Source organism: Jeotgalibaca sp. MA1X17-3, from assembly GCF_021513155.1.
Lineage (GTDB): Bacteria > Bacillota > Bacilli > Lactobacillales > Aerococcaceae > Jeotgalibaca.
The window spans coordinates 2,209,225-2,230,057 of the sequence record NZ_CP090983.1; the positions used below are offsets into that span (position 1 = coordinate 2,209,225).

Below are 20,833 nucleotides of genomic sequence, written 5' to 3' on the forward strand. Positions count from 1 at the left end.
ATAAGCGAAATGAATACACTTCAACAGTTAGCTTTTTACTATACTGAAAATGGTACCTATGTCTTAAGTCAATTCTGGCGTCACTTCTTGATTTCAATATATGGAGTTTTATTTGCTTCCATTGTCTCGATTCCTCTTGGATTCTGGATTGCTCGTCACAAGAAAATCGCAGATTGGGTAATCGGAATAGCTAACGTGATTCAAACCATCCCTTCTTTAGCACTCCTTTCTATTTTAATGTTAGGAATAGGCTTGGGGAGTGATACCGTTATTGCTGCTGTATTCCTTTATTCGTTACTACCTATCATCAAAAATACGTACACAGGAGTTCGAAGTGTGGATGCATCTTTGTTAGATACTGGTAAAGGAATGGGAATGACTCGATTCCAGCTTACGTATATGGTGGAATTACCTCTTTCCTTATCTGTCATCATGGCAGGTTTACGTAATGCCCTTGTAGTAGCGATTGGAATTACGTCTATCGGTACCTTTATTGGAGCCGGTGGACTAGGAGATATCATCACTCGTGGTGTAAATGCTACGAATGGTGGAGCAATCATTCTTGCTGGAGCTCTTCCAACTGCTTTAATGGCTATCCTATCGGATTTCTTCCTAGAGTACTTAGAGAACCGTTTAGACCCTTCTACAAGAATTGGTAAAAAGAAATAACAAAATAAATAAAAACCAAAAACAGCTGGAGTGCAGTCGATACTGAACTGCTCCCAGCTGTTTTTGGTTTTAGTTTTTTATTTTGTATATTTCAAAAGCTCTTCTTCTAAACAAGTAATTTTATCAGTTGCTTCTTTTTCACTACTTGCTTTTGCACCTATATAGAATTTAATCTTAGGCTCGGTTCCACTTGGTCGTACCGCAATCCAACTACCGTCTTCCAAAATATATTTCAATACATTGGAACTAGGCATTTCAATCGGTTCAATCGATCCATCTTGTGCAGTTTTTGTACGATTTCCAAAATCTAACGTTTCTTTCACAGCAATTCCAGCAAATTCAGTTGGTGAATTTTCACGGAAAGTAGCAATTAATTTTTCAATTTTTTCTGCTCCAGTAACTCCACTCATCGTAACTGAAATTGTTTTTTCTTGGTAATATCCATATTTTTCATAGATCTCTTGAAGGCCATCATCTAATGTTTGTCCTTTTTTCTTATAATGTGCCGCCACTTCAGCAATCAAGACCAACGCTTGAATAGCATCCTTATCCCGCACAAATGGTTTCACTAAATAGCCATAGCTTTCTTCAAAGCCAAAGACAAACTCTTGGCTATGGTCGGTTTCATACTGATGAATTTTTTCAGCAATAAATTTAAAACCAGTTAGAACATCAACCATTTTCACACCATATGATTCGGCAATAGCAGTAGGTAGTTCACTAGAAACAATCGATTTTAGAACAACAGCATTTTCAGCAAGTTCACCTGCATCTTTTTTAGCTAGTAATAAATATTCTAACATTAAGGAAGCAATTTGGTTTCCTGTAATTACTTCGTATTCGCCATCTTCTTTTCGAACTGCAGCACCTAAACGATCCGCATCTGGATCTGTTGCCACTAAAATATCTGCCCCTATTTCTTTTCCTAACTTGATCGCATACTCAAATGCACCTGGTTCTTCTGGGTTTGGAGAATGAACGGTAGAAAAATCTGAATCTGGCTCCGCTTGTTCAGGAACTAAAGTAAAACCATCAAAACCAGCATTTTTCAAAGCTCTTTCACCCAACATTTTTCCTGTCCCGTGTAAAGGTGTAAATACTAGCTTCATTTCTGTACTCATTTCCTTCACCAATTCAGGGTTAACGGTTACCGTTGCAACTTCTTTTAAATAAATCTCATCGACTTCTTCCCCTAAAATAGTAAGTAAGCCTTTTTCTTTGATTTCTGCTTCACTTGCAACTTCTACCTCTAAAGAATTTTCAATTTCACGAATAAATGTAGTTAGCGCATCAGCATCATGGGGTGGCATTTGTCCGCCATCTTCTCCATATACTTTATACCCATTATAATTAGCTGGGTTATGACTCGCTGTTATCATAATTCCACATAAGCAATTTAAATGACGTACTGCAAAAGATAATTCTGGAGTTGGTCGTAAACTTTCAAAAACATAGGCTGGAATTCCATGAGCACCTAATGTTCGTGCTGCTTCCATAGCAAATTCAGGAGAAAATCTTCTAGAATCGTAGGCAATTGCTACTCCACGTTTCTTTTCTTCTTCCCCTTTAGATTCCATTAAGCGAGCTAATCCTTCTGTCGCTTGTCGCACGGTGTAGATATTCATACGATTAATACCGGCTCCTAAAATTCCACGCATTCCTGCTGTACCAAATTCTAACGGAGCAAAGAAAGCATCTTTCATTGTTTCCTCATCTGAAGCCATCGCCTCTAATTCTTCTTTAAGCAAATGATCCAAATTTTGATTTTCTTTCCACTGCTGATACGTATCTTTATAACCCATGTGAATCCCTCCATAACTTTTTTTATTCTTATTATTAGTTTATCATATCTTTTATTTTATCATAACTTTCTTACATAAAGTGAGAATATTATGATAAGATTATTTCAATATGCCATAAAAATACTTATGTACTTATTATATTTTAATCTAAAGAGGAGTTGCCCCTATGTCTCGAACCCTTTTTCTTCAAACGTGGCTTCAAATTTTTCGTAGTACTAAAAACCGATTGGCTATTGTTCTTGCCTTTCTTGCCATTATTTTTTACTCAGCTTTTTTCTTACCACAAATCAATACCAATCAAACAATTAACTTAGAACAATTACAAATGGAACTACTGTCTAATAAAGGAATCATGGAGGATGCCATTGAAAATGGGAATTTCCATATCAATCAGTTTACCGGACAAAGTACCTATGAAGAATCCAAGTATCACTACGAACAACAACGAGCTTTATATTCTTCCATTACTTCTGGTGATGCAGAACGATACACTAAAATCTTTCAGTTCTACGTTCCACCTTTTCATTTGGAAATGCTCAATGAATATTACCTGGAGAATTCTGTCTATCCCGGAAAAGATTTGGCCCATGATTGGGGAAATTATAGAATACGGATGGATAGCTATAAGGAAAATGAGTCTCCTATAACATTTTCTGTCATTCAACAAAAAACCTCCTGGCAGCAAATCCAATTATTTTTTCTGAATTTTGGATCTACTCTTTTTGTTATTTTTACGTTATTTGTCGCTTCGGATGTTTTCCTTCAAAGTAGAAAGTCACGTACACAACAAATCGGGGTTCCCATTGCTTGGAATCGTCATCTCTTTATTCAAAGTTTAGCTATTTTAAGTTATGTGGCTATTTGTTTTCTTAGTCTAGCCGTTTTATTTTATTTTCTAAATGGGTTTCTAAATGGTTTTGGAAGTCTTACTTGGAAAACCTCATTATTTGTTTATAACGAAAATTTTGTAACAGATCCAGACACCTATCCAATGATCAGTATTGGCTTGTTTTTACTAAAGATACTACCTTTCTTACTAATGATCACATACCTTTTCGTACGGTTGTCTGTTCTTTTCTCACTTCTATTCCGTCAGGAAGTTATGGTGTTTTTAGCAGGATTATTTTTACTTCTTTTTGAACAACTCTATTTTAGCCGCACAACTAGAAAAATACTTGGAATTCCTATTGGATATTTCCCACAAACATATTTCGATTATGGAAAGGTAATTACGGGTGAGAAAAATTATTTGATGAATACCGGATCGATTACTTATGATCGTGGTTTATTCGTATTAATTGTATCCACGATTGTTCTGGAAGGAATTTTGGCTTTTACAACTCATTGGCGAACTCGTCAAAAATTCATTCAGTAGGAGGATACACATGCATATTGCTAAATGGGAATGGAAAAAACTTCTTCGTGATTGGAAAACACGTATCTTAGCTTTGGCTTTTCTATTATTTTTTGGATCTTTTTCTCTTCTCTATCAACAACAAACGGTAGCATTCCCGCAAGAACGAATGGCTCAAGAATATGAAGATATCCACAGTTTATTTAACATGCTTCCTCAGAGTGCCTTTACAGATGACATTGGGGACGAAGTCTACGATTTACTAGCAGAACAGCAGATGTTGTATGGATTACAACTATACATCTTAAAAAAGAAATTGGGGAATACCGTTCCTAATTGGGAAAAGATCTTATCAAATTATTTAGACAATGGTACAAAGATTGCTACTAACCAGAGTCGTTTATTGGAGTTAAAAGAGTTTGATCATTTTAATTTTTTACGGCAATATTTACCGGAAGAAGAACGAATCACTCAAGAACTTGCTTTATATAAATATTTAGAAGAACATGATTTGGACATTGAATGGAATTCTTATTCTGCCAGTAATATTTTGTTACAAGAAGTGAATCTAATCATTGGCTTTAGTTTGTTTTTATTTATTGCTTTGTTAGGTTCCGATCGATTCACAAAAGACCAAACCAAAAACTGGAGTATCTCTCAAGGAGTTCCTGTAACGTTACGGAAACAATGGCATATTCGTACCTTCCATACATGGGTCGTTGTGTGGTCCGTTTCTCTAATTGGGTTATTGATTAGCTATCTGATTAGTCTCATTCAAGAAACGTCTGGAAGCCTTCTGTATCCGGTAATGGTCTATACTTCTTCCGGGTATAAGCCTATCGCCATTTGGCAATATACTTTCCTGGCACTGGGAATAGCTATGTTACTCAGTTATTTTCTTCTTTTATTAACGATTGGATTGAGCTGGGTATTTCGTACGACTTATTTAACCATCATCCTAGTCTTAGGAGTTTATTTTTTTCCTTTTATCTGGAACTTTATTCCATCTTTCAGTTCATGGCAACCTAGCCTTTACTTACATTTACAATCTATTTTCTCGGGAGAAATGGCAATGCAATTACAGATGCCCGGTATTACTTTCGAAAAAGCATGGATTGGGATTTTACTACTTATTTTATTTGTAGAAGTACTTTTTACATTCCTATTTGATCAGATTCAAACTCAAACTCTTGGATTACAAAGGAGAATTAGCTCATGACCTTACTTATAAAAGATTTATCAGTTCAATTTGGAGAAAAAATCATTTTAGATCACCTTCATTTTGATATTCCTGATGGACAGATTATTGGCTTAGTTGCTCCAAATGGAACAGGAAAGACGACCCTTTTTAATGCCATTATGCGCTATATTCCCATTCAAAGTGGAGAGATACAGATTGATGATATCGTTTATAAAAATACACGAAAAGATATTTTACGATTACATCGTCTCATTACTTTTTCCCTGACCAGGCTGATCTCTACGAAAACTTTTCTGGTCGGGAACATATTAAAATGTATGCTGAAATGTGGAAACAAGATTCTACATCTATCGATAAAATTATTCGTATGCTACACATGGATCATTACGTAATGAATAAAGTACATACCTATTCTTTAGGAATGCGTCAGCGACTTTGTTTTGCGATGATGTGTGCAGCTGATACTCCTGTTATGTTAATGGATGAAGTAATGAATGGATTGGATCCCGAAAATGTTTCTCTTATTTCAAGAGTTTTACAGACGTTACGTACTGAAGGAAAAGTAATTATGATTTCTTCTCACCTTTTAGACAACTTGGATGAGTATGCTGATAAAGTTTTCTTTTTGCGTGGAGGTAAAATTATTTTTGTATCCGATCATCATGAAAAACAACTTGATTATGTAAAAGCAAAACTCTCTTCTGATTCGTTCCATACCCTAACAAAAAAGAACGAATTACCAGAAGGAAGTTTTTACCTAGATAACGGCTTATTTTGCATCCCAATAAGTGACGATAACGAAGCAGAAATGAAAACGATACACTATGTTTCTCTTTTACGTTCTTTTCACCCCGTTGAAGTTTCAGTTGGTCCTTTAGGAACGGCAGAGCATTATGTTCGATTGTATAACTTTAATACCGAGGGAGAGGACTGATTGGTGTGAATTACAAACGAATTCAACAGTGGTGCGTCTCTCTTATCGTCTTTCCACTTTTAGTTGCCTGCTCTTCTACTAAAGGTGTTCTTCCACAAACGTATGATGGGATGAAAATTATCGAGCAGGAGGAAGTGATTGCTGCCTATTCAAATGCCCAGAAAATCATTGGAAAAGAGAAAGAAGACTTTTTTCCTAGTCATATGCCCGAATACTACTCTCAATCTCCTCTGCCTTTTTTAGAAAATGAAACGGTTGAACTTACAGCTGATTCAAAAATTATTGGCGTCGATTTACCCGAAGGTAGGTATGTAGTAGAAGTTCCTGACTATGCTCCTGGAGCTAGTCTAATTATTAAAGACCAAGAAAATCAAACGATATTTCAAGTTGTTCTTGGTTTTTTGAATAATCATATTGAATTAAATCTATACAAAAATCAGTCTGTTTCTCTTGTTGGCCAACAAGGATCTACCCTCCTTGCAACTAGCAACGCCGCTTCCTCTGAACGTACAGAAGAAAATGGAATTTTTACGTTGAGTAATGGAATATGGAAAGTAGGCGAACACCTTCCTGCAGGAAGCTACTCTTTATCTCGTCCTCTCAATGTTGGAAAAGATATTCCTTATTTTTATATCATTGAAGAAAATGGAGCCTATCAGGTTCATGAATTAGTAACTGATTTTGATATTCCCGAGGGCTTTGATATACAAGTGACCTTAAAGGACCAACAAACTCTCTATATAGATAAAAGCCAAACATTAACTTTTACTCCATTTATTGAATGAAAAGTGAGATGTAAGGTTTCATTACATCTCACTTTAAATCTCCATTAGAACGATGAGATTTTTTTAATAATCATTTTAAAAAAGATTGACATAGATTAATCGCAATGCTATCCTTAGAAGAATAAAAGTTCATAAAATAAAAAACTATCTAAATGTTAAGAATCTTAACATCGTATGAACAACAAGGAGGATTATCTATGAAAAAGAAAAAAATAGCTTTACTGGCTTTTACATCTCTTTCTGCTACTTTATTAGCAGCATGTGGTAGTACTGGGGATTCAGATTCAAATAGCGCTACAAGCGGAGCAGGTGCTTCAGATGCTACTGTCTATGCAATTGGTACCGATACTACTTTCGCCCCTTTTGAGTTTGAAAATGATGAAGGTGATTTTGTAGGAATTGACTTGGATTTATTGGATGCAATTGCCAAAAACCAAGGATTTGAATATGAATTACGTTCTCTTGGGTTTAATGCAGCCGTTACTGCTTTGGAAGCTGGACAAGTAGACGGAGTCATTGCTGGTATGTCTATCAATGAAGAACGTGAAAAGAAATATGATTTTTCAGACCCTTACTATGATTCTAAAACAGGTGTAGCTGTGAAACCTGATTCTGGAATTACTTCTCTTGAAGACTTAGAAGGAAAACAAGTTGTTGTTAAAACAGGTACGACGGGTTCTGAATATGCAGAAGCTAACAAAGATGAATATGGATTTACTGTAAAATATGTAGAAGATTCCTCTACAATGTATCAAGATGTTCTAGGTGGAAACTCTGCTGCAACTTTTGAAGATTACCCTGTTATCCAATACGAGATTAGCCGTGGAATGAAATTAGAAGTGGTGGACCAATCCGAAGAAGGTAGTGAATATGGCTTTGCTACTTTGAAAGGCAAACAAACCGAACTAGTTGAAAAATTCAATGCCGGTTTAGCTGAACTTCGTGAAAATGGCGAATATGATGAAATCCTTGATCGTTACTTAGGTGACTCAGAATAAAAAACTAATAAAAAAGTAGGTAGAATCTCAGTTGAGAATCTACCTACTTTTTTAGTATTCATCATTCTATGGTTGCATGACACCAGCAAAGGCAATCCAAGCTAGAATCGTTTTTGCAACTAAGCTCAATACGATATATCCTTTCTCACCGTACAAGTAGCTTTCCCATTTTCCAACCTTCTTATATTGTAATACCATATTTATTGGGAACAGGTTGAAAAACACAAAATAAGATCCTGCTAATGCATATACAAACCAAGGAACTTCCGAAGGATTTGAATTTCCAAAAGCATATAAAAGAATGACTATCCAAGGAATAACCCCTGCAATACTACCAAATACAAACGGTTTCCAATTCACCTTTTCTCTATTCTTATTCATTTCTTCCATATCTAAACCAAAAAGGTTCATAGCAGCATTCAAGCCGAATATTAAGAGTAAAGAACCAACGTCATAGACTCCAAATAACAAGGCAATTAAAACAATCATCAGAGAAGAACTAAGTGCATATTCGTACCATCTAAACCGATTCATTCCATTTTCTAAATCTTTATTGTAGCGTCGATTTCCCCAAGGACTTATGATGATAAAGTGAGCAAAAGCAGAAAGAAACAAAAACAAGGAAACCATGACTCCAAACGGAAAATCAAAAAGCTCTTTCGTATCTGTAACGAGACTCATTTGCGTTTGATCAAAACTAAGAAAATAAGAGCGGATAGGGATTTTAAAAGATGAAATTTTATCAATAAACAGCGCAAACCATAACATGAGAGAACCTTGCACAAGATGTAGGACACCCATTATTCCATTGAACTTCCTTAAAGAAGGATAGGTAATTTCTTTTGACATTTTTAGCACTCCTTTCTTTGGATTAATCTTTCAAGTTGACTATACCATAAAAGGAAGCGCCTTCAAATTGAGTAAATCTGTTCTTGAAAAATAAAAAAGGTTTAGACCGTAGCCTAAACCTTTTTCATCTATTTTGATCGGGACATTTTGCTTTCTAATTTGTTGGCAACCAGTGTTAGAAGTGAGATAACTATTAAATAATAAATAGCTACGATTCCCCACATTCGTATCGTTTCCATGTTATTAGCCGTAATAATTTTCCCATTCATCGTTAACTCTCGTACTCCAATAACAGATAGCAAAGACGTATCTTTTAATGTAATAATAAATTGGTTAATGATAGAAGGTAACATAGTACGTAGTGCTTGAGGGAGAACTACTTTTGCCATTGACCTACGATAAGGTAAACCTAGACTTCTAGCTGCTTCCATTTGACCTGAATCCACCGCTTCAATCCCTCCGCGGACAATCTCAGCCATATAAGCACCAGCATTTAAACTCATCGTAATGATACCAGCATCCCATTCAGAAAGACTGATTCCAAAAGCCATTGGAATCCCAAAGTATACAAAGTAAATTTGAACCAACAGCGGTGTTCCTCGAATAATCCAAATATACGCATTAGCAATGGAACGTAAAATACGTCCTCGCGAAACTTTCATTAATCCAAATACAATCCCTATGATCGAAGCAAACACTAACGATAGTAGTGTAATTTGGACAGTTAATCCCATCGCATGAAGGAATGAGGGGAAATGTTTTATAAATAATTCAAAAAATAACATATCATTAGCCTACCTTTTTGTAAGAGCTTTTCTCTTAGATTTTAAATTCTATATAAAAAAGAAAAAAGCATATAAAATGCTTATAAAATAGATTATGAGAATTTTCTTATAATCTAAATGCCTTATCAGAATATCATAATTTTTCTTTATCGTCAATGTAAGAAGACTTTAGAAAGCGCGTTCTATCAATATTTTCATAGGATGTTTATTCAATTAAACTCGATAAAAGCAAAAGGTCTTGTCTACGGTTAGACAAGAACCTTTTATTTTTACATTTTTTATTAGTTTTCAACTACTACTTGCTCTGTACGTTCATTCCACTCTTCTACATAGTGGAAGACACGGTTACCTGCTTCTCCACCGTCACCTACTGCTGTTGTTACTTGACGCAGAGTTTTTTGGCGTACATCTCCAACCGCAAAAATACCTGGCACTGATGTTTCCATTAGTTCATTCGTAACAACCCAACCTTCTTGATCAGTAATTCCTAAATCTAAGAATGCGTCGGTTTGTGGAAGGATTCCTACATAAATGAAGACACCATCTACAGCCTTGGTTGTTACTTCTCCTGTTTCAACATTTCGAAGAGTGACACCAGTAACTTTTTTATCGTCTCCATTAATTTCTTCTACAACGTTATCCCAAGTAAAGGAAACTCGTTCATTTTTGAAAGCACGATCTTGCAAGATTTTTTGAGCACGTAATTCATCACGACGGTGAACAATATTTACATCAGCAAACTGAGTTAGATAGGTTCCCTCTTCTACTGCAGAGTCTCCCCCACCAATAACTGCTAATTGTTTGTTACGGAAGAATGCTCCATCACAAACCGCACAGTAAGAAACTCCGCGACCATTGTATTGATCTTCTCCTGGAACATTCAACTTACGGTGATACGAACCAGTAGCAATGACAACTGATTTTGTACGGAACGATTTTTTATTGGTTTGTACAAGACGATATTCGCCGTCTACTACAATTCGTTTTACATCACCATATGCATGCTCTGCACCAAACCGCATAGAACTCTTATACATCTTATCAGCTAACTCAGGTCCCATAATGGAATCAAACCCAGGATAGTTTTCTACTTCTGCCGTATTGATTAATTCACCGCCAGGAACTCCTCTTTCCAGTACTAACGTTTTTAAATTGGAACGGGAAGCATATAAGGCTGCTGTCATTCCTCCTGGCCCAGCTCCAATCACTACAACATCATATATTTTTTCTTGTTCTTCCATTTAATCTTTCTCCTTTATATTCCAATTAGTTTTCCAATATCTTCTTTTTTTGAAGGTTCTCTTTCAGTTTAATGACTTTGACTCCATTTAGCGAACGTTCTGCTCAGAGTTTCCTTTTATTTCCTTTTTGAAAATAAAAAAAGCAAAGATGGCTTGTAAAAAGCCATCTTCTGTTTATTATTGACTATCTTCCTCTTCTAAACGTTCACCTAGATCGACAATATAATCTTTTAATTTATCCTTCATTTCAGGATGTTCTAATCCATAGCTAATACTGGTTGCTAAGAAGCCAAATTTATCTCCTACGTCAAAACGTTTCCCAGTGAACTTTTTAGCAAACACACGTTGTGTTTTATTTAAAGTATCAATCGCATCGGTTAACTGAATTTCGCCACCTGCACCCGGTTCTTGATTTTCAAGAATTTCAAATATCTCCGGTGTTAACAAGTAGCGTCCGATAATTGCTAAATCACTTGGAGCATCTTCTGGATCTGGTTTCTCTACAAATTTCCGAACGTTGTACAAACCATCTTCTAGTTCACTATCCGGATCAATAATTCCGTATTTAGACGTCTCTTCATGAGGAACTTCCATCACAGCAATCGTAGAAGCATGTGTGCGTTCATATCCATCCATCAACTGTCTTGTCAAAGGAACAGTGTCTTTCATCAAATCGTCGCCTAGCATCACAACAAATGGTTCCCCACCTACAAATGCTTTGGCTTGAAGAACAGCATGACCTAAACCTAACGGATAAGACTGACGAACAAAGTGAATCCGTAGTCCGGTCGTTTCTTGTACCAGTTTTAATAAGTCCATTTCTCCCTTTTTTTCCAAATTAGTTTCTAGTTCTATATTGGAATCAAAATGATCTTCTATTGGACGTTTACTTTTCCCTGTAACAATTAAAATATCCTCAATACCTGATTCGATTGCTTCTTCCACAATAAATTGGATCGTTGGTTTATCAACAATAGGTAACATTTCTTTTGCCATAGCTTTTGTTGCAGGTAAAAAACGAGTTCCGAAACCTGCAGCTGGTATGATTGCTTTTCTAACTTTTTTCATTTGACTTTTAGCTCCCCTGCTTATTTTTTGTTTTACAGCTCAGCTTTACGATCTCTCAACATGATATCTTTTATAACGGTATCTACTTCTGCTCCCTCATATAAAACTTGATAAATAGCTTTTGTGATTGGCATTTCGATTCCCTTTTCTTTTGCTAACTCGTAGGCTGCCTTTGTTGTTTCTACACCTTCCACAACCATTCCCATATTAGCTAAAACTTCTGCTAAGGGAACTTTTTTACCAATTTGGTATCCTGCGCGCCAATTACGTGAATGCTCACTCGTTGCAGTTACAATTAAATCACCAACACCACTTAAACCAATAAAGGTAAGAGGATCTGCACCAAATGCTACTCCGAGTCTGCTGATTTCAGCCAGTCCACGTGTCATCAAAGCAGCTTTCGCGTTGTCTCCATATCCAAGACCTTTTAAGGCCCCTGCACCAACCGCTATAATATTTTTCAAGGCAGCACCTAACTCTACCCCTATTACATCTTGATTCGTGTATACACGAAAGTATTGATTCATAAATACTTTCTGAACTGCTTCTGCTGCTTCCATTTTTTCTGAAGCAGCTGTAATAGTCGTAATGTCTTTACGAGCAACCTCTTCGGCATGACTTGGACCTGATAATACAACTAATCCATTATGAAGCGTTTCTGGAACTTCTTCTTCGATAATAACAGAGATTCGCTTATGCGTATTTTGTTCTAACCCTTTACTTGCATGAACGAGATATGGTTTTCTTTTTCCATCTAGGTGAGTAGCTACTTGTGACGCTACAGAACGAATAGCTTTCGTAGGAATGACAAAAACAATGAATGTAGCTCCATCAACTGCTTCGCCTAAGTCCGTATATCCTTTTATATTTCCACTTAAACCAATGTCTTGTAGATAGTGTTGATTAGTGTGCTCTTCATTTATTTCTTTAATTTGCTCCGGGTTATTCCCCCAAAGGCGTACTTCATGACCATTTTCATCTAGCACCATTGAAAGTGCGGTCCCCCATGATCCGGCTCCTAATACGGTAACAATCTCTTTCATATTAGCCTCCCTTTCAATCAAGATTGATATTCCAGAATTAATTTTTCTAACTCTTTAACATTAGAAACGATAAAAGTAGGTTCATACGGCAAAATAGATTCTACTGACTTTTCGGACCACTCAACAAAGACACTTTGTGTACCCGCAGAATTTCCTGCTTCGATATCATGGAAATTATCTCCTACCATCATGGCTGTATCAGCTGAACTATTTAATTTTTCTAAGGCCAACAAAACTGATTCTGGATTTGGCTTTGAATTTTGATAATCCCCAAATCCAATTACTACATCAACGTAAGGTGCTATCCCTAAAACTTGAACTCCTTGTTCAAGGATATCTTTTCTTTTCGCTGATACAATTCCCACTTTAATCCCTTTTTCATGAATCACTTCCAACATTTCTTTTATGCCAGGAAACATTTTAATCGTATCGTCATGCATACTCATCATATGGTTGCGATACTTTTCCATCATTTCTTCTTTTCTTTCGTTGTCTAAATGCGTATAAATATCTACTAGACTTGGACCGTTAAACGATTGCATGTTATCTCTTTGGAATCGACCAGGAAAATATTCATCGACTACTCGAAAATGTGATTCACTAATTAACTCATTTGAGTCTGCAAGCGTCCCATCAAAATCAAAAAGAATCGTATTTATTTTTTTCATTATTCTTTTAGCTCCTCACTTCACTTGATGATCCAGTCCTATTTCTGTGTAATAAGGATCTTTGGGATAATGATTGTATCTACGGTACGCCCAAATAGCTGCCATACCGAATAACAATATAATTGATAATAATTGAGACACACGAATACCACCTAGATATAGGCTATCTGTACGCATTCCCTCAATGAAGAAGCGTCCTAATGAATACCACATGATATACGTGAAGAAAACCTCTCCTTCCCGAAGAATACGAGGCTGTCTTCGTAAATAAAGAATGAGTATAAATCCTAATAAGGACCATAACGATTCATATAGAAAAGTAGGATGATAATACGTTCCCTCAATATTCATTTGGTTAATAATAAATTCAGGTAAAAATAATTTTTCTAAAAATTCACGACTTACTTCTGCTCCATGCGCTTCTTGATTGATGAAATTTCCCCAACGACCAATTGATTGTGCTATCAAAACGGCTGGTGCTAATACATCCAACGTTAACATAAAGGAAACATTTTTCTTTTTTGTATAAAAATAAACGGTAAGTGCACCCGCAATCAACGCACCATAAATGGCAATTCCACCATTCCAAATTTGTATAATTTGTTCAGGATGTTGTAAGTAATACGGTAATTCAAACGCGACATAATAAAGTCGAGCTCCAATAATTGCAATCGGAACAGCCCAAAAAGCCATGTCCAAAATGAAATCAGGATGCATTCCTTTGCGTTCTCCTTCTTTTGATGCCAAATACATAGCAATAGCAATTCCCAAGCCAATAATGACTCCATACCAGGCTATTTCAAAATTCTCCCCAAAAGATATGGCGATTGGATCAAGTGCTGCTAAAAAACTTTTCATTAACTTTCCACCTCATTGACTTATTAATCTTCTTTCATAGAGTTCTCTTTTATTAAGAGATCTAAGTTTCGTTCAAATGTTTCGGCAGCATTGTACCCCATACTCTTTGCACGGAAATTCATTGCAGCAATTTCTACAATAATTGCTAGATTTCGGCCCGTTTTAACAGGTATGGTAATCTTTGGAACCGTAACATCTAGAATATTTACTACTTCTTCCGTACTACCTAATCGTTCGTATTTCTTTTCTTGCGTCCACAGTTCTAGGTTCACAATTAAATTAACTTCATTGGATTGCTTAACGGCGCCTGCACCAAATAAGGTCATGACATCCATAATCCCAATCCCTCTAATTTCAATTAAGTGTCGTAAAATTCCTGGTGCTTCTCCCATCAATGTCTCTTCATCGTATTGATACATATCAACGCGGTCATCCGCTACTAAACGATGTCCTTTTTGGATTAACTCCAATGCTGTTTCAGATTTACCAACACCACTATCTCCGATAATCATTACACCCATCCCAAATACATCAACCAGTACACCATGCATGGAAACGCGTTCTGCTAAATGACTTTCTAAGAAGTTCGTGACTTTACTTGAAACACGCGTAGTCTTCGATTGCGCTTGTAAAAGTGGTATCCCTGCTTCTTGACAAGCTTTGACAAGTTCTACTGGTGCTTCCATTTTGCGAGAAATAATAAAACACGGAGTTTCCTTCTGACTAAGTCTTCTCATAATTACCATACGTTCTTCAGCTGTCATTCGAGCAATAAAGGATATTTCCGTTTTCCCTAATAATTGTACACGGTCAGCAGGATAAAAATTGAAGTAGCCCGTTAGTTCAACACCAGGTCTGGATATTTCAGTGGTGGTTATCTTTTTATTTAAAAACTCTTCACCGGCAAGAACTTTGTATGAAGAACCTTTTATCAATTCTTGAACTGTTACACTATTTGCCATTGGATTTTCCCTCACTATATTTAATTTTATCTTCTATTAAAAATTTCATACTGTTTCCTTTCAATCATAACATTAATACACCCCTGAAGAAAGGCAAAAAAGTGACCAGGATCATCCACTGGGAGACAAAAAAAGAAAGGGAGCTGAGACTTTTATGTCCCAGCTCCCTTTCTTTTTGTATTCAATCTTTTTTAGTATCTTTTTCTATCAGAAATGAAGCTTTGAACTAGTGAAAGAACAAGGGAAACAAGCAATGCTGTTCCAAAGTTACTAAAATAAAATCCTGATCCTACTAATACGGAAGTAAGAGAAAGCATTAACGCATTGATAACGAAACTAAACAGTCCAAAAGTAAGTAAGGTAATTGGAAACGATAGTAGAGAAAGTACTGGCTTCACTAATACATTCAGAAATGCCAGAACGATACTTGCTATTAAAGCAGTCCATACACTACTTACTATAAACCCTTGCATCATATATTGTAGAGCAATAAATACAAGAGAGTTAATTGCTATTCTTTGCCAAAATCCCATTAGAAATCGCTCCAATTGTCATCTTCATCATTTTTTACTGGTTTAGCCTCTTTACGCGGTCTAGCTTGACTATCTCTACTACCTCTTCTAGTTGGATCTCCATAAGGAGAATTTCCACCATTTCTATAATTATTACGATTTGGCTCAGGCAACAGAATAGCCATGATGATATATAAAAATACAGGCGATCCTACCCCAGCAAAGGTAAATACCAAGAATAGAACACGAATGATTGTTGAGTCGATGCCAAAATATTCAGCAATCCCACCCAAAACACCACTCACTTGTCTATCTGTAGCTGATTTAGTTAGTTTTTTCATTGTTATTCCCCTCTTCTTTTACTTTAATTCGGTTTCTTTTACTCTTATTTATCAGTATCTTTTAATAGAATATTACCGTTTGTTGTCTTTAATTCTACCATAACTGGTGCTGTGTCTACCAGTCTTCTGAACTGTAGATATTTATTCGTTTTTTCATCTCTTTGTTTTAAGATTTCAACATCTGAGATTCGATTTTTAATTTGTCCCAATGAACTACTTGCTTCCAATTCAATACTTTTTTCAGCAGGAAGTGCTACTTTGATTGCTCCATTTACAATAGAAGCTTCTACTCTTTTTACAGTAGAATCCGTTGTCGTCATACGGATATCTCCATTCACTAGTGACAGTGATGAACTAGCAATTTCATTCTTATTTATTTGAATATCTCCATTTACTAACTTTGCCATCAAATCAATCAGTTTGCTGTCTTCAATGGTAATTCCCCCATTGACTCCATCCATTTCTAGCATCGTAGCTTCTAGGTTCGTAAAGTTCATCAGACTATTGGTTGTTTTGATATAAATATCTTTCCCCTTCATATCGTTTACGTTCACATTTCCATTCAACAATTTAAACGCTACGTAATCATATTCGCGTTCCGGTAAAGAAACGATGATATCACAGCGAACTCGTTTATTAGGAACGTTGAAAGTAAATTGATCTTCACTTATATCTATCGTGCTCCTAGCTTCAAAAGCTTCCTCTGGTGTAGCTTCTTCAAATTTAGCGTAAATCTTGATATCTGCTTCTACTTTAATGTCCTCTTTATCCCATTTTTCCAAAGAAATGTTCCCATTTGCTAATTGGAAATCTAAGATGGTTGCTGTTGTATTTTCAAACAAGAATTTCTGACTAAATTTACTAGTTACTAAGCCCGGTACATTCATGTTGAAATCAAATTCTTTCCATTCAATATTATCTTTTACGGAATCCATTGTGGACGTTAAGAATTTTCCGATACGAGAACCGACTTTATTGATCTTTACATTAAGATCATCCGCTGTCTCTTTCCATTCTTCTTTACTACCAAATTTTTCACTAAAGGAGCGAACATTTTTCTCTAGTTGCTCTTTCTTTAGTGTATGCATTTTTTGTTCCATTCCTATTTTTTCTTCTCTTAAAGAAGCTTCTTGGGAACGCAGACTTTCTAATTCTTCCTCTAAACGAAGAGCTTCCATTTCTAATTCTACCGTCATTGTATCGAATTCTTCATAGGTAGCAATTTCTTGTCTTCGTTCTTCTTTTAGACTAATTTGTCGACGAAGAACTTGTAAAGCTTCTGTTTTTTCATCCACTCTAGAAGAAAAGAATGAAATTTCACTCGCTAATTCTCCCAAAATCTTTTCAAAGGTTGCTTGGTCTTTCTTTTCAGTTTCATCAATAGAATCAACTTTTTTATCTTCTGGGTGTTGGGTTTTAGTGTCTTCAGTGAAATCCGCTTCTTTGTTTTTACGCATCTCATCTTTTCCTAATTTCTTTGCAGCACTTTCTAAAAGTTCAATCGCATCTTCCGTTGTGATGATCCCTTCTCTTACCAGCGCCAAAATTCGTTCTCTTTCGCTCATAATAATTCCTCCTATTTTATATACAGTTTTTCAGCAGTTTCATATGACGTAGAAAATCAATCGTCTTTCTCTCTATATCTATTATGCCAATGATTGGAGTAAATTTCATAGGGCTTAAGGTTGATTTCCGCTTACTTTCTAGTATGTAGATGGATGTAAGACCTATTTGAAGAGGTTTCCCTTGTTTTTTATACAAAAAGTAAGAGTTGTGAACGGATTGTTCCCAACTCTTACTTTTGATTCTACTATTTTGTTTTTGATTTTGTTCTCTCTTTATCTCGTTCTAAAATTTTCTTTAAAAATTGTCCAGTATAGCTTTCTTCAACTTCAGCAATTTCTTCTGGTGTACCTTGAGCAATGACTGTTCCTCCACCGTCTCCGCCTTCTGGTCCCATATCGATAATATGATCCGCCGTCTTGATAACATCCATATTATGTTCAACGACCAGTACCGTGTTTCCAGCGTCCACTAATCTTTCTAGAACTTCCAAAAGTTTAGCAATATCGTGCGTATGTAAACCAGTGGTTGGCTCATCTAAAATATAGAAAGTTTGTCCCGTTGATACTCGCTGTAGTTCACTAGCAAGCTTCATCCGTTGCGCTTCCCCACCAGATAAAGTCGTAGCCGATTGGCCTAAGGTAACATAACCCAAACCAACATCCGCTATCGTTTGTAGTTTGCGACGAATTTTAGGTATCGCATCAAAGAATGCTAGAGCTTCCTCAATCGTCATAGCTAATACATCTGCAATATTTTTTCCTTTATAGCGAACTTCCAAAGTTTCTGAGTTGTACCTTGTCCCATGACAAATCTCACATGGTACATAAACGTCTGGTAAGAAGTGCATTTCTATTTTTAAAATCCCATCACCTTTACAAGCTTCACAACGTCCACCTTTTACATTAAAACTAAACCGCCCTTTACTATATCCACGTATTTTGGCTTCGTTTGTATTTGCGAATAAGTCTCGAATATTATCAAATACGGTCGTATAGGTTGCCGGGTTACTTCGAGGTGTCCGTCCGATTGGGCTTTGGTTGATATCAATTACTTTTTCAAAATCTTTTTCATATCCTGATATTTTCTTAAATGCACCAGGCTTTTCTTTTGCACGAGTTAATTCCCGTGACAATGCTAATTTTAGAATACGGTTCACTAAAGAACTCTTTCCAGATCCTGAAACTCCAGTCACAGCAATGAATTTTCCGATTGGAAAGGCTACATCAATATTTTTTAAATTATTTTCTGTAGCTCCTTCTACCAAAACAGCTCCTCGATCTTCTGTACGACGATGTTCTGGAACAGAAATAAATTTTTTACCTGACAAGTATTGTCCGGTAATGGATTTCTTTTTCTTCATTACTTGTTTTGGTGTACCCGCGGCTACTACCTCACCACCAGCACTACCTGCTCCAGGACCGATATCGATTAGATAATCTGCTTGAAACATCGTGTCTTCATCATGTTCTACTACTATTAGCGTATTTCCTAAATCTCGCATTTTTTTCATGGAATCAATTAGTAAATTATTATCTCGTTGATGAAGGCCTATTGACGGCTCATCTAAGATATAAAGAACTCCTGAAAGATTGGAACCTATTTGAGTTGCTAAACGAATTCGTTGCGCTTCTCCACCTGATAGAGTCCCTGCCGAACGACTCAATGTTAAGTAATTTAAACCTACATTGTTTAAAAAGCTTAATCGAGAATTAATTTCTCTAAGAATTGGATTCGCTATGATATATTCGGATTCAGATAAATGAACGTGTTTAAAAAACTCAATCGCATTTTCAATCGAATAATCTGTTAATTTCGCTATATCTGTATTCTCTACTTTTACACTGAGTGCTTGTTGATTCAAACGGGCACCGTGACAAGTTTGACAGGTTAATTCGGTCATATACTGACGCATCGCTTTTCTTGTGTATTCACTTGATGACTCTTGATAGCGTCGAGAAACATTTTGAACGACCCCTTCAAAAGCAATATTCACATCGCGGGTTCCCCCAAATTCATTTTTATAAAGAAAATGGAATGTAGAACCATTTGAACCATAAAGAAGCTGGTCACGATGTTCTTTGGAAAGTTCCTGATACGGAACATTCATAGGAATTTGATTTTGTTCACAAAATTGTTTTAAGAGTTCTGGATAATAATTAGAACTAATGGGTTTCCAAGGTAGCAAAGCATTTTCTTTTAAGGTTAGTGTTTTGTCTGGAATAATCAAATCTTGATCGACTTCTAATTTTACACCTAACCCATCACAGTCTGCACAAGCCCCGTATGGAGCATTAAAAGAAAATAAACGTGGTTCCACTTCACCTACTGTAAATCCACAGATGGGACAAGCATAGTGTTCACTAAAGGACATTTCTTCTCCATCAATGATATCAACTAATGCATATCCTTCTGCTAAACGAAGAGCAGCTTCGATTGAATCAAATAAACGAGAACGAATTCCTTCCTTAATTACAATTCGGTCAATAACAATCTCAATTTGATGGTTTTTATTTTTTTCTAATTCAGGTACTTCTGAAATATCATAAATTTCACCATCTACTCGCACACGAACATAGCCTTGCTTTTTAATTTTCTCAAAAACTTTTTTATGTTGGCCTTTTTTACTTTTTACAATGGGAGCTAGTATTTGAATTCGGGTACGTTCTGGTAATTCTAAAATTTGATTGACAATTTGTTCCGCTGATTGACTGCTAATTTCAGTACCATCATTGGGACAGATCGGGTGTCCGATACGTGCATAAAGAAGACGAAGAAAGTCATTAATTTCTGTAACGGTTCCTACCGTAGAACGAGGGTTATTATTAGTTGATTTTTGATCAATCGCAATAGCAGGACTTAATCCATCAATACTATCTACATCAGGTTTATCCATTTGTCCCAAAAATTGACGGGCATAGGCAGAAAGACTTTCTACATACCGTCTTTTTCCTTCCGCATATAAAGTGTCAAAAGCTAATGAACTTTTTCCAGATCCAGATAGCCCGGTTACTACAACCATTTTATCACGCGGAATGGTAACATCTATATCTTTTAAATTATGGGAACGTGCGCCATGCACGACAATTTGATTTTTTGCCATAACATACTTCCTTTTTATTGTGATTTCCATTTCTTTTTTTATCATACCATTAAAACAGGAAAAAGAACATCTGTTCGAATGTGATGTTCTGATTATC

At 36.0% G+C, this 20,833-nt stretch carries 20 protein-coding genes; 7 read left to right on the forward strand and 13 right to left on the reverse strand.

The features are described 5' to 3' along the window. The gene (locus LZ578_RS10990) at window positions 1–669 is read left to right on the forward strand and encodes an ABC transporter permease (protein ID WP_311198626.1); all 669 of its coding nucleotides are present in this window, start codon (window positions 1–3) and stop codon (window positions 667–669) included. Between the two features lie 77 nt (window positions 670–746). Here the strand turns inward: LZ578_RS10990 and LZ578_RS10995 are convergent, their stop codons facing one another. Then, the gene (locus LZ578_RS10995; RefSeq protein WP_235145220.1) at window positions 747–2,471 is read right to left on the reverse strand and encodes a phospho-sugar mutase; all 1,725 of its coding nucleotides are present in this window, start codon (window positions 2,469–2,471) and stop codon (window positions 747–749) included. 166 nt (window positions 2,472–2,637) lie between these two features. Between LZ578_RS10995 and LZ578_RS11000 the strand changes: the two genes are divergently transcribed. From LZ578_RS11000 to LZ578_RS11020, 6 genes are all read left to right on the forward strand, one after another. Beyond that, window positions 2,638–3,846 carry a hypothetical protein gene (locus LZ578_RS11000; protein ID WP_235145221.1) on the forward strand — a complete coding sequence of 403 codons (1,209 nt, stop codon included), beginning with the start codon at window positions 2,638–2,640 and terminating at the stop codon, window positions 3,844–3,846. A gap of 10 nt (window positions 3,847–3,856) precedes the next feature. Beyond that, window positions 3,857–5,044 carry a hypothetical protein gene (locus tag LZ578_RS11005; protein ID WP_235145222.1) on the forward strand — a complete coding sequence of 396 codons (1,188 nt, stop codon included), beginning with the start codon at window positions 3,857–3,859 and terminating at the stop codon, window positions 5,042–5,044. Next, window positions 5,041–5,418: an ATP-binding cassette domain-containing protein gene (locus tag LZ578_RS12755; RefSeq protein WP_396326681.1), complete on the forward strand. Its 378-nt coding sequence runs from the start codon at window positions 5,041–5,043 to the stop codon at window positions 5,416–5,418. Before LZ578_RS11005 ends, LZ578_RS12755 begins: the two co-directional genes overlap by 4 nt. Beyond that, window positions 5,352–5,960 (forward strand): ATP-binding cassette domain-containing protein, encoded by a 609-nt coding sequence (locus LZ578_RS11010; RefSeq protein WP_396326764.1) that lies wholly within the window; start codon window positions 5,352–5,354, stop codon window positions 5,958–5,960. The genes LZ578_RS12755 and LZ578_RS11010 overlap by 67 nt, the downstream gene beginning before the upstream one ends. 5 nt (window positions 5,961–5,965) lie before the next feature. Further along, on the forward strand, window positions 5,966–6,745 hold the full coding sequence (locus tag LZ578_RS11015; RefSeq protein ID WP_235145223.1) for a hypothetical protein: 780 nt from the start codon (window positions 5,966–5,968) through the stop codon (window positions 6,743–6,745). Window positions 6,746–6,942: 197 nt separating this feature from the next. After that, window positions 6,943–7,743 (forward strand): transporter substrate-binding domain-containing protein, encoded by an 801-nt coding sequence (locus LZ578_RS11020; RefSeq protein ID WP_235145224.1) that lies wholly within the window; start codon window positions 6,943–6,945, stop codon window positions 7,741–7,743. 66 nt (window positions 7,744–7,809) lie between these two features. On the opposite strand, the gene heR is transcribed toward LZ578_RS11020, so the two are convergent. The 12 genes from heR to uvrA all read right to left on the reverse strand — a co-directional run bounded on the left by heR (window position 7,810) and on the right by uvrA (window position 20,736). Beyond that, window positions 7,810–8,592, reverse strand: a complete 783-nt coding sequence (gene heR / locus LZ578_RS11025) for a heliorhodopsin HeR (RefSeq protein ID WP_235145225.1) — start codon at window positions 8,590–8,592, stop codon at window positions 7,810–7,812. 128 nt (window positions 8,593–8,720) lie between these two features. Further along, window positions 8,721–9,377 (reverse strand): amino acid ABC transporter permease, encoded by a 657-nt coding sequence (locus LZ578_RS11030; protein WP_235145226.1) that lies wholly within the window; start codon window positions 9,375–9,377, stop codon window positions 8,721–8,723. 281 nt (window positions 9,378–9,658) lie between these two features. Continuing rightward, window positions 9,659–10,618: a thioredoxin-disulfide reductase gene (gene trxB, locus LZ578_RS11035; RefSeq protein ID WP_235145227.1), complete on the reverse strand. Its 960-nt coding sequence runs from the start codon at window positions 10,616–10,618 to the stop codon at window positions 9,659–9,661. 177 nt (window positions 10,619–10,795) lie between these two features. Next, window positions 10,796–11,686, reverse strand: coding sequence for a UTP--glucose-1-phosphate uridylyltransferase GalU (galU, locus tag LZ578_RS11040; RefSeq protein ID WP_235145228.1), 891 nt, complete (start codon window positions 11,684–11,686; stop codon window positions 10,796–10,798). Between the two features lie 32 nt (window positions 11,687–11,718). Further along, entirely contained in the window at window positions 11,719–12,729 is a 1,011-nt protein-coding gene (locus LZ578_RS11045; protein ID WP_235145229.1) for an NAD(P)H-dependent glycerol-3-phosphate dehydrogenase, read from the reverse strand. A gap of 17 nt (window positions 12,730–12,746) precedes the next feature. Beyond that, window positions 12,747–13,397, reverse strand: coding sequence for a pyrophosphatase PpaX (ppaX, locus tag LZ578_RS11050; protein ID WP_235145230.1), 651 nt, complete (start codon window positions 13,395–13,397; stop codon window positions 12,747–12,749). A 15-nt stretch (window positions 13,398–13,412) separates the two neighbouring features. Beyond that, the gene (lgt, locus tag LZ578_RS11055; protein WP_235145231.1) at window positions 13,413–14,255 is read right to left on the reverse strand and encodes a prolipoprotein diacylglyceryl transferase; all 843 of its coding nucleotides are present in this window, start codon (window positions 14,253–14,255) and stop codon (window positions 13,413–13,415) included. A gap of 23 nt (window positions 14,256–14,278) precedes the next feature. After that, window positions 14,279–15,217 carry an HPr(Ser) kinase/phosphatase gene (gene hprK, locus LZ578_RS11060; protein ID WP_235145232.1) on the reverse strand — a complete coding sequence of 313 codons (939 nt, stop codon included), beginning with the start codon at window positions 15,215–15,217 and terminating at the stop codon, window positions 14,279–14,281. 191 nt (window positions 15,218–15,408) lie between these two features. Continuing rightward, on the reverse strand, window positions 15,409–15,750 hold the full coding sequence (locus tag LZ578_RS11065) for a phage holin family protein (RefSeq protein WP_235145233.1): 342 nt from the start codon (window positions 15,748–15,750) through the stop codon (window positions 15,409–15,411). Then, window positions 15,750–16,070: a PspC domain-containing protein gene (locus LZ578_RS11070; RefSeq protein ID WP_235145234.1), complete on the reverse strand. Its 321-nt coding sequence runs from the start codon at window positions 16,068–16,070 to the stop codon at window positions 15,750–15,752. The genes LZ578_RS11065 and LZ578_RS11070 overlap by 1 nt, the downstream gene beginning before the upstream one ends. A 44-nt stretch (window positions 16,071–16,114) precedes the next feature. Continuing rightward, window positions 16,115–17,635: a daptomycin-sensing surface protein LiaX gene (liaX, locus tag LZ578_RS11075; protein WP_235145235.1), complete on the reverse strand. Its 1,521-nt coding sequence runs from the start codon at window positions 17,633–17,635 to the stop codon at window positions 16,115–16,117. A 245-nt stretch (window positions 17,636–17,880) separates the two neighbouring features. Then, window positions 17,881–20,736 (reverse strand): excinuclease ABC subunit UvrA, encoded by a 2,856-nt coding sequence (gene uvrA / locus LZ578_RS11080; protein ID WP_235145236.1) that lies wholly within the window; start codon window positions 20,734–20,736, stop codon window positions 17,881–17,883. Window positions 20,737–20,833 lie beyond the last annotated feature (97 nt).